The 15,685-nt window shown below is 52.4% G+C and carries 11 protein-coding genes; 5 read left to right on the top strand and 6 right to left on the bottom strand.

The window, feature by feature from the left end; all coding sequences use genetic code 11:
* Positions 1-78: 78 nt before the first annotated feature.
* Positions 79-255 (bottom strand): hypothetical protein, encoded by a 177-nt coding sequence (locus GOX66_RS21530; protein WP_170765360.1) that lies wholly within the window; start codon positions 253-255, stop codon positions 79-81.
* A 237-nt stretch (positions 256-492) separates the two neighbouring features.
* On the opposite strand from GOX66_RS21530, the gene GOX66_RS21525 reads away from it, so the two are divergent.
* Complete coding sequence (locus GOX66_RS21525) at positions 493-1,518, top strand: methyltransferase (protein ID WP_170765358.1); 1,026 nt, start codon at positions 493-495, stop codon at positions 1,516-1,518.
* Positions 1,519-1,545: 27 nt separating this feature from the next.
* Here the strand turns inward: GOX66_RS21525 and GOX66_RS26090 are convergent, their stop codons facing one another.
* The 3 genes from GOX66_RS26090 to GOX66_RS21515 form a co-directional block, all read right to left on the bottom strand.
* On the bottom strand, positions 1,546-1,680 hold the full coding sequence (locus GOX66_RS26090; RefSeq protein ID WP_272871543.1) for a hypothetical protein: 135 nt from the start codon (positions 1,678-1,680) through the stop codon (positions 1,546-1,548).
* Positions 1,681-2,008: 328 nt separating this feature from the next.
* On the bottom strand, positions 2,009-3,607 hold the full coding sequence (locus tag GOX66_RS21520) for a GMC family oxidoreductase (protein WP_174822818.1): 1,599 nt from the start codon (positions 3,605-3,607) through the stop codon (positions 2,009-2,011).
* 56 nt (positions 3,608-3,663) lie between these two features.
* A complete protein-coding gene (locus GOX66_RS21515; protein WP_237212717.1) occupies positions 3,664-4,071 on the bottom strand; it encodes a sugar dehydrogenase complex small subunit in 408 nt (135 codons plus the stop codon).
* A 612-nt stretch (positions 4,072-4,683) separates the two neighbouring features.
* Here GOX66_RS21515 and GOX66_RS21510 point away from each other — a divergent pair.
* The 4 genes from GOX66_RS21510 (at position 4,684) to GOX66_RS21495 (ending at position 13,638) form a co-directional block, all read left to right on the top strand.
* Entirely contained in the window at positions 4,684-5,910 is a 1,227-nt protein-coding gene (locus GOX66_RS21510; protein ID WP_170765356.1) for an NHLP bacteriocin system secretion protein, read from the top strand.
* 50 nt (positions 5,911-5,960) lie between these two features.
* The gene (locus GOX66_RS21505) at positions 5,961-8,096 is read left to right on the top strand and encodes an NHLP family bacteriocin export ABC transporter peptidase/permease/ATPase subunit (protein ID WP_170765354.1); all 2,136 of its coding nucleotides are present in this window, start codon (positions 5,961-5,963) and stop codon (positions 8,094-8,096) included.
* Positions 8,096-10,231, top strand: a complete 2,136-nt coding sequence (locus tag GOX66_RS21500) for an NHLP bacteriocin export ABC transporter permease/ATPase subunit (RefSeq protein ID WP_170765352.1) — start codon at positions 8,096-8,098, stop codon at positions 10,229-10,231. The genes GOX66_RS21505 and GOX66_RS21500 overlap by 1 nt, the downstream gene beginning before the upstream one ends.
* A gap of 92 nt (positions 10,232-10,323) precedes the next feature.
* Positions 10,324-13,638: a type 2 lanthipeptide synthetase LanM family protein gene (locus GOX66_RS21495; RefSeq protein ID WP_170765351.1), complete on the top strand. Its 3,315-nt coding sequence runs from the start codon at positions 10,324-10,326 to the stop codon at positions 13,636-13,638.
* A 32-nt stretch (positions 13,639-13,670) separates the two neighbouring features.
* Here the strand turns inward: GOX66_RS21495 and GOX66_RS21490 are convergent, their stop codons facing one another.
* Positions 13,671-13,946, bottom strand: coding sequence for a Nif11-like leader peptide family RiPP precursor (locus GOX66_RS21490; protein WP_170765349.1), 276 nt, complete (start codon positions 13,944-13,946; stop codon positions 13,671-13,673).
* A gap of 218 nt (positions 13,947-14,164) precedes the next feature.
* Positions 14,165-15,493 (bottom strand): tryptophan 7-halogenase, encoded by a 1,329-nt coding sequence (locus GOX66_RS21485; RefSeq protein WP_170765347.1) that lies wholly within the window; start codon positions 15,491-15,493, stop codon positions 14,165-14,167.
* Positions 15,494-15,685 lie beyond the last annotated feature (192 nt).

Below are 15,685 nucleotides of genomic sequence, written 5' to 3'. Positions count from 1 at the left end.
GGGCTGGGCACGAAGGGCGGGCAGCGGACGTTCGCTGCATCTGCGAGAGCAACTCCTCCAAACTGTGAAAGCGGTCATTTACATTCGAGAGTGCAGTATCTTCCAGGCTGAAGGCTCGCGGTAGTGTTTATTCCGGCGCAGTACATATCTACGTCGTTCACGGATCAATCCGATAGCGCCCGCCTGGCCAGGCACCATTTCTGGCTTGTATTCGACCACATCGGCCATCAGGATCACAGCAAGACGGCTTCGCATGCGAGCAACTTGGTCCGTTAAATTGATGTTGTCATGTTTGACCAACATTCGATCTGGACGCAAATCGGATATCGTTCACACGCTTTGTGGTTTTCTGCTTCCTTGCAGAAGGGCCAACCTGTTTGATCCGTTTGGGCGTTGGAAACTGGAATGTGCACCCTTACGTTATAGCAATGTTCACTGGTGTGTCACGGACGGCTCTTGGCTTGGCCAAGAACCCACCGTTGAGAGGCAAGAATGACCAAACCGACACTTGATCACATTATGAACGTTGCATCGGGTTATGGTGTGTCGCGAGTTTTGCTGGCAGCAACCGGGGCTGGTCTATTCGGCCGGTTGGCGCAAGGTGGCATGACGTTGTCCGAGGTCCGCGCGGCTTATAACCTGCGGGAACGCCCGGCTATGGATATGTTGGATTTGCTCGTCTCGGTGAAACTTCTCAACCGTACAGGCGATGGGCGGAGCGCCGTTTACAGCAATACCGACGAAACAGCGACATACCTTGATCCCGCCAAACCCGGATACATTGGCGGTATCCTGGAGTTTTGGGACAAGCGCAACTATCGATATTGGGATACGATCTTTGAAGCCGCGCAGACGGGCGAAGCTCAGAACGAAAGCAAATCCCAGGAAACCGGTTTCTTTGAAACGCTTTACGCCGAACCCGCGCGGCTAGAAGCCTTCATGGCGGCCATGAACGGATCGTCGCTGCATGCCTTTACAGAAATGGCGCGGGCCTTTCCATTTGAAAACTATCAAAGCGTGACATATATCGGTGGTGCGGACGCGCTGCTTTCGCGTCTGTTTGCCAGGGCGCACGATCACCTAACATGTGCTTCGTTCGATCTGCCTGAAGTTACTGCGATCGCTCAGAGACGCGTGGTGGAAGATAATCTTGAACACCGCATAACATGTGTGTCTGGCGACTTTTTCCAGGATCCTTTTCCACCTGCCGATGTGATCACCATGGGCATGATTCTGCACGATTGGGATCTGGAGCAGAAACGTCACCTGATCCAAAAGGCATATGAGACACTTCAGCCTGGCGGTGCCTTTGTCGTGATTGAAGCCCTCATCGACGACGCACGGCGTGAAAACACCTATGGGTCGTTCATGTCTCTGACCATGTTGATGGAGTTCGGCGACCGCGCCTTTGATTTTAGCGCTGCGGAGTTCGAAACTTGGGCGCGAGAGATCGGCTTCAAACGGTTTGAAACTTTTTCGCTAACCGGTATCACACGCGCAGTCGTGGCGTACAAATGAACGCCCGATTGTGACGAAGACAGAATATCACCAAAACCATAGCCCGTACCCGTTGGCGACGACGCGATCAATCGACCGAAGCAGGTGGTTCTGGGGAACGTGTCCTTCGAGCGAGAACTTGTAGAACAATGCCGCCGGCGCTTCCTGCTTCGACCCCATCATTGGGAATCCATCCTTAAAGGAAGAATTGAATCAGCGTCTTACGATTGAAACAGGCGCGAGATTCTCAACGAAATAAGTCCAAAGCCGGCATTGGACATGATCAATCAGAAACCGGCATTGCTCAGGAAAACCAACAGCTATCGTTTTGTTGCTATCTGTTGCTTGAGGTGGCAAGCATTCATTTCATGACTGGCGCGACAGAAGTCGTGCCGTTAGTTCTCCGCAGCCCAAGGCCCTCTCAGGACATCGCCCGTATTTTCACCGTTGTTTATCCAGACTAGGAAAAAATCTTGGGCGAACAGGTTCAATGCGTCTTGGCGGGTCGACCCTAATCCAATTGCGCCAGTTGTGCCGAAATGGCTTCCGATGCCCGAAGCGCCAAGGCCGCGATAGTTAATGTCGGGTTGGCTGTGCCACCAGAGGGAAAAACAGCAGAACCCACAACAAAAAGATTAGTGGTATCGAAGCTGCGCAAGTTCTCGTCCAATACGGCCGTCTTTGGGTCACTTCCCATCCGCACCGTACCCATAATGTGGCCCGCACCTCTTGCCACGGGATCATGGCCAATTTCGGACGCGCTCATCGCGCTAAAGATATCTGTATGCGCAGCCTCGGCCGCTTTAAGCCCGGCTGCGGTGTAGGCGTCGATGCTGAAAAAGATACTGACTTCGGGCACACCGTTTTCGTCATGGCGGCCCGAATCCAAGGTTACACGATTTTCCGAGAGCGGAAGCTGTTCGACCATGGAAGATACTTCGATCTGTCGCGAAGTTACGTCAAAGATTGCTTGATCCAACGCTGCGCCCCGCAACCCTTTGGCTATTAGATGCTTCACATTTGAGAAGGGCGCGTGCTTGGACCAAGCCTGACCCTGGTTGCCGATTTCAATCAAAAGCGCGGCGTGATCGGAGCGAAACGACCCATCTCTCAAGGCGTCACACGTTGAGGTGATGAGCGGACCTCGAAATGGCCACACGGGCTCTGGCGCTATGGCCCAGCTAAGTTTCACCGGATGGTCCATCAGGTTTCGACCGACCTGATCAGATGAGTTGGCCAGCCCGCCGGGGGCACGCTCCTGCGCAGAATTCAGCATCAGCCTTGGTGTTTCAATGCCGTTGGCAGCCAGAACGACAATCTTCGGACGCGCGTGGCCGCTGGTACCATCAGAACGTCGATATTCGACCGATTTGATGATCCCAGCTTCATCAAGATGAAGCATAGTCGCCGTAGTTTCAGGGAAAAGGACCGCACCGGCGGCTTCGGCTTTGGCGGTATGGACCGTGGCATCATACTTCGCTTGGATAGGACAAAGCGGGATACAGGACGCACTTCCACAACAGGCGGGCCGGTCGTCATGAAAGATGGAATTACGGGCCTGTGGCACGGCCGAAAACTCATAGCGGCTGCCCGTCAGTGCTGCGGCGACTTTCTGGTCAAGGTAAGATTGTGGGATTGGTGGCATAGGGTATGGGGTGGAGCGCGGCGATCCGCGATCGTTATCACTGTCGCCGGACGCTCCTAATTCGCGCTCCGCCCATCCATAATAGGGCTCCAATGCCTCGTAACTGAGCGGCCAATCCTCTCCCAAGCCATAGGTCGTGCGGAGCTTAAAGTCCTGCGGCAGAAATCTTGGTATGCTGCCTAACCAATGCCAAGTTGTGCCGCCAACTGCCTTGAGATAGTCGGACAGGAAAGGTTGCGGGCCGGTCTGGCGATAAATCGTTTCTTGCCCCGCAGCGTTTTTGTAGGATGGGGCCGTATCCGCGGGATAAGGGCTAGCCAGGTCTTTCACGGCAGCGCGCAAAAACTTGTCGTAAGCCTCACCGCGTTCCACACGCGGACCTGTTTCAAAAATTACTACGCGCAGGCCTTGTAACGCCAGTTCAGACGCGGTGAGCGCGCCGGCTACGCCAGAACCGATGACCAAAATGTCCGCTTCGATATTGACTGAGGTAGCGACGGGGCTTCTCCTTTATTGTGCGCTTACAGAGCAGGTGCCTCGCTCCAATCTTCAACAGCGCAGAACCCGGGTGCTTTTGTATAGGTCATGGCTTGCCACACCAGAGCAGAACCGTAGGTCACCGCTTCGGGAATTGAGGGATCGGGGGAGAGTCCCGTGTACCACGCCATGAGTATCCTTTCCTCAAGCTCCGGTTGCGATTGGCCCTCTGCAAGAGCATGCAGGGCCTCACCATCCCCGATTGCCAAAAAACCTTGCAAAAACTTCGTAGCGGCGTCTGGGTCCAGGTCTTCGCGCTGCAAAAGCTTTTTTGATAATGCCAGAAAGCCATCGTCATCAATGCTCGGGGCAGCATGCAGGCGCAACCCGCCCCATGAGGCCAACATCGCCACACAACAGAAAACAAAGCCACGTCGGTCGAACAACACCATTTAGTCTCCGTTTAGATACAACCGGCACCATGCATCAATTCGTTCAGCATACCTGCGGATTACCCGCGTAGGAAGTTTCGACGAAGCACTAAAACCGTGACTCGTACGCGTCAAAGGTAATCCAGACCTTTAGTACTCACGCTCGGATGACCGGTTTGTCCTCGATCTATAAGTTCGCAGGCGTCGAGGACTTGCGAAGTTTGTGGAAATTCGTTGCCGTTTTTTTCTCCGTCCACAACCACTTTCACCAGGAGCGATCTCTCGCCACCCGAGACACAATTATGCTGACACGGACCGCTCTTGCCGCGTGGTGTCAATTTGGGGCGGCATATAGGACAACTCTACCGGCCTTGCTGAGGCTGGTGAGCGGACGTTTCGTGTCTCTCCAAATATTCGCGACACAACCCTTCAACAGAAGGCCGCGACAGAATTCAGGGTGGGTGCGAACAGCTAGAACAAATCCGCTTGATTGGAACAACCCGTATGCAGAAGCACTAAGCCCAATCAGAAACTTCATGAAAGAGTTTCGCATAAATAGCTTAGACCAATTTTGTTTGGCTGGTAACGTGGACGCAATCGGACACCTGCTCAAGGTTAATTGAGAGGCTCACCATGAAGGGAAACTGGCGAACACAAGATTACCTGGATGTGCGGATAGTCCTTATCCCTCGCGCCTACCTTTTTTCGTTCTTTTGCCTCTTAGGGTGTGCGCTGGTGGTTTCGTTTTGGGCTCTGTATGGCACGATTCCAACCAAAGCGATTGGCAGTGGCATAATCGTTCGCGAAGGCGAAGTGGTCACAGTTGTTCAAAGTGGCGCAGATGGGCGCATTGAGGAAATTGGGGTTTCAGTTGGCGACAACGTAAAGTCCAAGGATGTGGTCGCACGCCTCAGCCAGCCCACCTTGGACATTCAGATCGCAGAAGCCACAGCGGCGGTAACTGAACAAGAAACACTGCATGATGCGTTGGTAAAAAGGCGCCAAGGGGAGATCTCGGCGCATGAAGAGGCGTTCAAAACGCTCCAAACGACTTACTCCGGTTCGATCGAAGAACTCAAAAAAGACCGAGCGCTAATCGATGATCTAATCAAGGATATTCAGGAGATCGAGAAACGCGGACTGACCACACGAAACGAGATTCTTGAAGATTGGTCTTCGTACATAAGTTCGACAGTCCAATTGGCCGACTTGAACTCAACATTGGCTGACGCAAAACAGGCACTGGAAGATTTGAAAATCGATGTGTCGGTCGAAATAGACAAGTCCGCCCAGTCGTTGAATTCGGCGAAACGGAAATTATCACAACTCCAATCGACCAGAGACACGGGAAAATCCGTTCACGTTCCAGACGATGGTGAAGTGCAGGAGATCAGAGTCGCAGAGGGCGAAAACGTTTCGGCAACCACAGTCATCATGACAGTTGCACAAGGCGGCGATGGCACCGAGGTGATCGCGTTTCTACAGCCGCAATATGCGCGCCGCGTGAAAGTCGGAATGCAGGCTCACGTCATCCCATCATCCGTCACAAGGGCCAATTTTGGAACAATGCGCGGCACGGTGTCATTCATTTCGCAAGTTCCCGTATCCGAAAAAGAGGTTAACAGCATATTGAGAAATGAGCAGCTGGCCGACCGGATGGTGTCCAGCGGAGAAGAGTATCTGGCGCGCATCAGCTTGGTCCAAAACACAGATTCGCCGAGTGGTTTTGAATGGTGGACGGGGCAAGGGCCACCTTTTCGAATTAATCTGGGAACTCTCGCGGAGGTTGATATCATTTTGGACGAGAAACCTCCTATTGCGTTGGTGATACCAGCTTTACGGGCTTTGATAGGGTCTTAGATTTGCCAGCCTGGAAAAACAAAAATCCAAGCAGGCTTTCAAAGCGCCGCGTGCGGACACCAACCGTTCTGCAGATGGAAGCTGTTGAATGCGGGGCCGCCAGCCTTGCGATGGTTCTGGCCTATTTTCAGCGATTTGAGACCCTGGATTCGCTTCGATTGGTTTGCGGTGTTTCTCGCGACGGCAGCAATGCCGGGAACATTGTTCATGCTGCAAAGGTTTTGGGCTGTGATGCCCATGGCTTCAAGAAACCTGCTGGCGACGTTCTGTCAGGTTCTTTTCCCGCTATACTGTTCTGGAATTTCAACCATTTTGTCGTTCTGGAAGGCGCAGATAAAACACATGCATTTCTGAATGATCCCGGTATCGGACACCGGACCGTAACGCGGTCGGATTTTGAGAAGTCATATTCCGGGATTGCCTTGTATATCGAGCCGGGCGAAGGTTTTAAAACGGGCGGGAAACGACCCCAACCGATCCGGCAACTGCTTGGGCTTTCGTTGAATTATCGCCTTCAGATGATGTTCATACTTTTGATCGGTTTGCTTCTGGTAGTTCCGGGATACGCGGTCCCCAATTTTGCTGGAATCTTCGTCGACGACGTCCTTCTCGGACAGCAAGACAGTTGGCTTAGACCTCTGATATTCGCTTTGGTGCTAGCCGCCATTTTCCAAGGCACGCTGAGCTGGGTGATGAATGCTACAATATTGAGAATTCAAACACATTTGGCACTGAAAAAGTCTGCCGAGTGTTTCTGGCACTTGCTTCGATTGCCTTCCCAATTCTTTGAACTCAGATTTATGGGCGACTTGGTAAGTCGCGTTTCCAGCATCCAATCGCTTGCTCTGACCAGCACCGAACAAATCGGAACTGCGGCAATCAACATCTTTACGGCATCCATCCTGTTTGTCCTCATGATGATGCTTGATCAGTTATTGGCGCTCATTGCGATCAGCGGTGCCAGTTTGAATGTCATGCTGCTGCGGTTTTTGCGCGCTGTTCGACTTGAAACCTCAATCAGGTTGAGCGTCGAACAGGGCAAATTGTTTTCGGCATCGGTCAACGGAATCTCGAATATCGAAACGCTGAAGATAAGCGGTGCAGAAGACGACTTTTTTGGCAAATGGGCAGGATATCACGCGCGTGCGGTAAATACCGAACAGCGACTGTCGCGCCTCGATCAGGCAACCGCAATTGCCCCCCAGTTAATCACCACGGTCACCGTGGCTCTGGCGCTTTGGATTGGGGGGCAACGCGTGATGAACTCGGCTCTTTCGCTGGGCGGTTTTATTGCGTTCCAGGCGCTGTTTGCGGTGCTGGCAGTTTCAGTTCAGCGCGTTGTTGACGCATCCGGCCTCACTCAGCAGGTCGCGGCCGGGCTAATACGGCTGAATGATATTACCGACCATGCGGTCGATTGGCGGCACGAGGAACGACAAACCGATACGATCGATGCCAACCAAACGGCGGCGCTGAAACTGGATGGATTGCGATTTGGCTATAATCCGCGAGACCCAGCTTTGATCGAAGATTTCAATTTGGAGATGAACGAAGGCGAATGGGTGGCTTTGGTCGGTCGATCCGGCAGCGGAAAAACCACGGTCGCAAAACTAGCATCTGGCTTATACCAGCCTTGGTCTGGTTGTATTCAAGTAAATGGCAGGCCCATCACGTCGTTTGACCGCGCCAGCCTATCTGTTCTCATTGGTTCGGTCGATCAGAAGATCGTTTTGTTTGAAGGCACTCTGCGGGGGAATATTTCGCTCTGGGATCCTGAAATTCTTCAGGAAAACCTGGTTTCGGCAATTCAGGATGCCCAGCTTTTTGATGTCGTTTCTGCGCGCGCGGAAAGCTTTGACGCACCTGTCGAAGAAAAAGGAAGAAACTTCAGCGGCGGCGAACGGCAAAGGATTGAGATCGCACGCGCTCTGGTCCGCTCACCCAAACTTCTGATCCTCGATGAGGCCACTTCTGCCCTCGATCCACAAACCGAATTGAAGATTATGGAGTCGCTACGGCGGCGGAAAACGACCTGCCTCGTTATTGCGCACAGGTTGAGCACAATTCGAGATTGCGATCAGATTATCGTTTTGGACAAAGGACGGGTCGCGGAACGCGGTACGCATGCAGAACTCATGGCCCTGAAGGGAGAATATTTCGAACTGGTAACGGAAGGTGAGATGTAGTGTCCGGCGAACTGGAAACCGCCTATCGGAGGTTGTCTTCAATTTCCAGCGAACCCGTCGCAACGCGCGGCGGGGCGGAAAAGGATGACAACATCATCTCTGCGGTTTCCGCAATCGGTGCCATAGAAGGGTTTCATCTGCCTGAATCACCCAACTTGCCCGCAAGTGACCACGTCCCCGATTTGTTGCAGCATCTCGCGATCGTTTCAGGTTTCAGGTTTCGCAGCGTGGCATTGGACGGGGCCTGGTGGCGGCAGGAAGGTCCTCCGCTTCTTGTGCGATCCAAAAAAACAGGCCGTTTCGCCGCCGCGATCTGGACAAAACGCCAGTACCATTTGCGTGACCCGGATTCGGAAGACTTGGTGCCTATTGACCAAAAGCATGCTGAGACGATTAACCAGGAAGGGTATCAGCTGTATCCGGGCCTGCCCGATCAACTTACGTTTGGGGGGATGGCCGAGTTTGCGCTGAGCAATTCTTTTGGAGGCCTCCGCGCGATCGTGTTGTCGGCATTTCTTGCCATGATCGTCGGATTGGTTGTTCCAATTGGAACTGCCGTTGTTGTCTCGACTGCAATTCCTGATGGGCGAGTTCATTTGCTTGGTGAAATGGCCGTGCTCTTAGCTGCAGGTGCATTGGGTATTTTCGCCTTGAATTTGACGCAGTCGTTCTTGGCCATTCGGCTGGAAACTTTGGTCAATATCCGCTTACAGGCCGCCATTTGGGACAGGCTACTGCGCCTGCCTTTGTCGTTTTTTCGACAGTACCAAACCGGGGATTTAGTGCGGCGTGTGATGGCGGTTGACGAAGCCCGGAGACGTCTGACCAATTCTGTGTTCGGGGCTGTCCTGACAGGTGCTTTTTCAGTTGTCAGCTTTGCCCTTATGTTGATCTACGACACACGGCTTGCTTTGTTTGGTGGCTGTTTTGCAGCTGTTTCGGTTGCAATTCTGACTTTTTTGGCAACGAGGCAATTGCGGTCACAAGCAGAATTCCGGGACATTCAGGGTAAGGTGACCGGGCAATCCTTGGGGCTTCTCAGTGGCATTGAAAAACTGAGAATTGCGGCAGCTGAAGAGCGCGCATTTCTGAGATGGGCAACCGTATTCTCGCGCCAACAGCGCACCATTTGGCACATTGGTCGCGTTCAAGTCCTGCAAACGACCTTTCTGGCTGTTGTCGGAACGCTGGGAATACTTGGGGCCATCCTGGTCGCCGGGGTTAGGCCCCAGCCAATCAGCCTGTCCGCGTTCGCGGCCTTCAACGCAGCTTTTGGTCAGTTTGTGGCATCAATCAGTTCATTTGGCATATCGATTGGCACATTGGCCGTTATTGTCCCCTTGGCCCGCCGCGCGGCGCCAATTATTCAATCCCAAACCGAGAGCGCCCGGAAGGACTCGGATCCGGGGCGCCTGTCCGGAGAGGTTACGCTCAAAAACGTATCCTTCCAGTATGCTGCAGATGGTCCTTTCGTCTTGAAGGACATCAACCTAACAATCGAAGCGGGGGAATATGTGGCTCTTGTCGGCCCATCAGGTGCAGGCAAGTCAACATTGCTGCGACTGCTGTTGGGGTTTGAAGAACCCGCCTCCGGCTCGGTTTTTTATGACAGCCAAGACCTGTCCAGCCTTGATATCCGTTTGGTGCGTCGCCAGATCGGCACTGTTTTGCAATCGATCGGCGTCACACCTGGAACGATCTATGAGAATATCGCCGGCGCAAGAGCACTTTCCGACGATGATGTGATGGAAGCTGCTCGCAGCGCGGCCTTTGCAGACGACATCGAGAGTTTTCCAATGGGTCTTAATACCTTTGTGTCTGAAGGTGGCGGTACCTTGTCCGGAGGTCAGAGGCAAAGGTTGATGATAGCGCGCGCATTGGTCGGACAACCACGGATAGTGTTTTTTGACGAAGCAACAAGCGCTTTAGACAACCGCACTCAGGCTCAGCTAAAAGAAAGCATCGACAAAATAAACGCTACCAGATTGGTTATCGCTCATCGCTTGAGTACAATTCGTGACGCGGATAAAATCATCGTTTTGGAAGATGGGCGGATCGTTGAGACCGGGGGCTATGAAAGCCTGATGGACGCCAAGGGGCCGTTTTACTCTTTGGCAAAGCGGCAGTTGGCCTAAACGCAGGAATTTTGATATTTGCGGCGTGATGGTGCACTAATCTAACACGTTCAACAAAACAAACATTTTGAGCAGACCGACCGGAGTTCTCCATGGATGTGCGCCCCAAAACTCGGAGTAAGGACTTATCAACTACCCGAGATTTTGGGATTCCGGATGCGCTGCGCGAGCATATACTTAGAGAGTGTTGGCTGGTACACGAACGCCTCAAGGATGCACCAGCTAAACCTGGATCGATGCCTTGCGATGGTCTTGCAGAGTGGCAAAACGCACTTAATCCCAACACTCCGTCCAAGCTGACCGACCGGTTGAAGTGGAACGGCTCAACTATTGAACAAGGTCTCTGGGCGCTCAATCCGCCACAAAACGCGGGTATTGGGCAACCATCGTGGTTCTCGGTTTTGGAGGAGATTTGCGCCGCCATTCAAAGCTCAGGCGACAGTTTGTTTAGTTCTGAATTCAGGAATGAGTTGGGGTCACTTCCGGAAAGTAGCACCCCGCTGCCGTTTCAGGACATCTGGTTTCCAGCAATATTGGTTGCCCGTCGGCATTTGGCGGTAAGGGTTGGACGAAACAAATACCTCACAGATGATGCGATCGAAGATTTGGAGCGGGGCTTGCTGCGGGGTCTTTGTGACGTCTCTTTCCATGCGCTCATGGAAGCATACAACTCATACCGTCCGGTCGGGATGCAGGCGCTCGCGAGCCTGATCGGCGACGGTCCTTCGGAAAGATCTGACGAGCTTTATCGTGCTTTCATTCGAGAAGTGTCGGATGACAGGTTGTGTCAAGTCTTACGGAACTTCCCGATTTTGGGCCGTATGGTGGCAACAGTTGTTCTTCAGTGGATCGACTGCACTGCGGAATTTTTGGAACGTGTTGAGCGCGATTGGCCCGAATTGCAGAAGACGCTGCAAGCACAAGAAGACCCAAAGTGTATAACGCAAGTTCAAACCGGCTTGTCCGACCCTCATCGTGGCGGGCGGATGGTACTGATAGCGGTATTCGAAACCGGTGAAAAAATTGTATACAAGCCCAAGGACTTAAGTCTGGAAGTCGCCTATCAAGAATTCCTGGATTGGTGCAATGACCATCTGTCATTGAGACGCCCATTCAAAACCTTGTTTGTAATGAAGCGCGAAGACTATGGCTGGATGGAGTTTGTTGAGTTCCAGCCCAGTTCCACCCCGGAGCAGTGGCAGGTGTTCTATGAGCAGGCCGGCGCGCTGCTTTGCATCCTTTATCTTCTTGGCGCCAGTGACTGTCATTTTGAAAATCTCATCGCTTCTGGTGAGCATCTGGTGCTCGTTGACACGGAAACGCTCCTTCAATCCCCTCTCAGGGAGACCGACCGTGACGCGCCGGACCGGGCTTATTCGAAGCTTGAACAAGCGTTTGGCGAGTCGGTGAACAGGACTGGGATCCTGCCGCATTGGCAGTACTTCAAGGCAACACAAGCCACCGTCGATATAAGTGGTCTAGGCAGTTCGCTGCCGCCAAAATCGCTCAAAGACAAAGTTCTTCAGAATGTGAATACCGATCTAATGGGCTGGAGTATCGGCGAGGCGGTGATAAAGCCCAGACTAAATCTGCCGTTTGCAGAACATGATAGTGTGGAACTGCAAGACTATGCCGATGATATTCTGAAGGGCTTTGCACATACATACCAGCAGCTGCACGCGCAAAAGACCAAACTCACCACCGCTAGCGGACCTTTGCAGAAATTCGAGAATTGCCATGTGCGTTTTGTATTTCGTAACACGCGCATTTACTCCGCGATCCTGGACCAATGCCGAAGCGCGAAAGCTCTGACAAATGCCAAGGAGTATAATCTGCACCTTGAAAAAGCCGCTAAGGCGTTCTTAACCGAAAAAGAAAAACCCTTCACATGGCCAATTCTCAGCGTTGAAGAACGCGAAATCGCGGCTCTCAATGTTCCTGTTTTTGAGTATGTCAGCAATTCCGTCGATCTCATATTACCAGACAACGAGAGCCTGAGGGGTGCATTCGAAACAAGTGGTTATCAGGATCTTCTTAACAGATGCGAAAGGCTTTCGAATACAGACCTAGAATTTCAGACAGCGATCATTCGCGGCACCCTCAGCTCTCAGAACCGCAAACCCGCAGGCCCCAGCGACACGGGCGCAGACGGCGGCGAATGTGAGATACCGGGGCACGTGATGCAAAGAGAACTGATCGGCGAAGCCGAGCAAATTGCTGATCAGCTTGTCAATAAGGCGGTCCTGGATAAAAATGGCGACTTTGGTTGGCTTAGCTTCAACTATCTGTCGGAAAGCGACCAATGGCATTTTGCACCGATGGGAATGGGCCTGTTCGACGGTCGGTGCGGCCCCATATTGTTTTTCTCGGCGCTGGCCCATGTCACTGGTCACTCGAAGTATGCGGAATATGCGAACCGGGCTATGCGACCGCTGGCCTCAGATATCCTGAGTGCGCGTCTTGATGGCCTGGGGCGGTACTTCCGAAATAACGGCACCGGTATCGTAGGTGCTGGCGGTATTCTTTACACGCTGGCTTGCCTGGACCAATGGCAGACAGAGGTCGATTGCGATATTCCTGAACTGTCTAACCACATTGCAAGCTCGTTGAGCCGCGATGTGATTTCTCAGGACGATGAACTGGACATTATTGGTGGCAGCGCGGGTTGCATTCTTGGACTTTTGGCCATGTATCACCAAACAGCAGAGGCGCTTTGGCTGAAACTGGCCAGCGATTTTGGGCAGCACCTAATCGACCATCAAGATCAGGCCAGTGGGGGTTGGACGAATTTTGCACCACGACCTCTAACTGGTTTCTCTCATGGTGCTGCCGGAACGGCATATGCGTTGCTTTCACTGTTCTCTGAAACAGAACATCTAGGTTTCCGCGACGCGGGGCTTCGCGCCATTAGATACGAAAATGATCAATTTGATCGCAACCAAAACAATTGGCCGGACTTCCGGCATTCCGCGGAAGCTCCTCCATTCTTGAAACAGTGGTGCAATGGATCAGCGGGCATAGGATTGGGAAGGATTGGCTGTATCGGCCTCGTCAAGGATATGGATGATTACCTGACAATCGATATCGACCGCGCCGTCGCGACCATAGAGCCCGAAATCGCGGTCCTTGACAGTCTGTGTTGCGGAAATCTTGGCCGCATCGAATTGCTGTTGTCGGCAGCAGAAAAACTTGGGCAGCCTGAGCTGACTTCACGTGCTCATATGCTTGCAGGCAAAGTGGTGCATCGGGCAAGGCAGCGCGGTCACTACGGGTTGCTGCAGCTTGCCGGACAACCACAATTGAACCCGGGGTTCTTCCAGGGGGCATCCGGCGTGGGGTATGAATTGCTGCGTCTGGCTGTCCCGCGCAAGTTACCTAATGTGGCATTGCTGGAGCGACCAATTTGACAGTCTAACCGCGCTCGACGCTGATTTCGTCACTAGCAGGAACTATTGCAATCCCATGTTGCGGCACCATGGCAATTGCTTGTCCAACCACCGCCGGCCACTTTTTCAAGCTCGGCCTCTGTCAGTTCGCCGGTTGGGCTACCGTGAAGATGGCTGCGAACGTCGTCCTCTGTTAGGTTGTACCCCTTCTCTGACGCGACCTGGACAGAGATTTTAATGCTTTCTTCCCAATCACCGGCAGCCGCGATCCTATCCTGCGCCTGTTTGTCATTTTTGACTGCTTCAACAAATTTATCTACGTCAGACATGGTCAGGTTTCTCCATCAAATCTCGCCAAAAAAAGAACGCCGAGATGAATTCGAATGTGAAAGTCTTCGTGAACTTACAGGAAGGTTATATATCAGGTTTGTGGCCTTTTTTATAACTAAATATATTAAAAATAGACCAAGCGCTGACAACCTATAGAAACGCCCCATCATAGACCAGTCAGCGTGATCGGAAACGCAATCTGCGCTACGGTCAAGGATTATAGAGCACCAATACCGTGCCCAACCTCTGCAAAGCTCTCGGGGGTAAACATCCCATAGATCGGTCTATTCGGTCTGGGTCCGGGTTCGCAAACATGCTGGAAATCAATTTGGTCTTCAAACGGATGCGGTAGGTGACTTACCGCATCAGTGACTTTTTTCCATTGTGTCTTAAGATCAACACTGGATACAGGTAGGTTTTCGGGAACACTTTTTGCGCGACTTTGCGCGTAACTCCAGAACTCTGACTTAAAGCGCGATCCCATCGAATAATGCCAGCCGACGAATACCGATATCCGCATGATCGTTTTGAGCAGGTACGTATTAAATGTCTTAAGATCTTCTGCGTTGTGCCGGTTTCGCCGCCATAAGACAGTGTTGTCCGAATTCGCCAAACGACCGAGGGGCCAACGCGAAAACGCATTGATCTGGCTAAGTGCGATTGCAATCGCAGTGGCTTCCAAAGGTTCCAAAAATGAAGCGGAATTGCCGATATTCATCACGACGCCGTCAAAAAACGTCCTGCGGGTGAAATTTGGGAATTGCAGATGGTTTTCAGCCGGTGCGCAATCGGCACAGTTGGCACCCAGGAACACCTCAAAGTCTGCGCGAACTTCCTCAGGCGTTGAGAACTGGTTGTTGTAGATATACCCGTATGACGTTCTGCTTGTGAGCGGTATGACAAAAATCCACCCATGGGGCCGTGCAACCGAACGGGTCGCGGACGTGTACTCAAAGGGCATCCCATTTATCTTATGCTGCAACGTGCCGCCATTGATCACGGGGCCGCGCCGTATGAGAGCTGAATTGGTTGGAATCCAAGGGAGTTCAATGCGCGACGCACCGGTATCTTTTGGGAAACCGCGCGCGTCGATTATGTAGTCTACGCCCAGGCGACCACCGTCGTCAAAAGTGATTTCAGCTGACATCTCGTCTTGGGTGATGTCTTGGACACGCTTGTGGATATGCGTCGCGACCACATGTTCGCTTAACAATTCAACCAGCTTTCTCGCCGAGATATGGTATGCGTACAAATCCCGGACTGGAAAAAAGTGATGCATGAACTTAGCGTTCTGACGGCCCCAGTTTTCGAACAGAATTCCATATTTTCGCGTTGCATCACACCTTGCTATGACCTCGGCTTCTGTCACGCCAAGTGTATTTTTCAGCCAGTATCTTAATGAAGGTGTGGTTCCTTCTCCAACCCCGATTGTAGGAATGCTCGGGTCGTAGATATGGTACAGATTTACGAGGTCACGAAAGTGTTTCGTCAAGTGCGCGGCGGCGAGATAACCCGCGGTACCACCACCAATGACCGCAATCCTCAACAAATGCCCCAACCTCATGCCAATAATACTGTAGTTACGGTATGCAACTATTGCCTAAGTTAGAAGCGTTTTCGGCAGACTCCTCTAACGTCCGGATTTTTTAATCTGCGTTGCAGCATCGACGAAGCCATTGAGCGGCATCTGTGGGTGGCTCCTGCATTGCAAGAGTTTATTGGCGATTTTTGCGGTCGT

It is taken from the genome of Ruegeria lacuscaerulensis (assembly GCF_013031245.1).
GTDB classification, from domain to species: domain Bacteria; phylum Pseudomonadota; class Alphaproteobacteria; order Rhodobacterales; family Rhodobacteraceae; genus Ruegeria; species Ruegeria lacuscaerulensis_C.
Note: the sequence above shows the minus strand (reverse complement) of the source record. Positions and strands in the feature narration are given on the sequence as shown.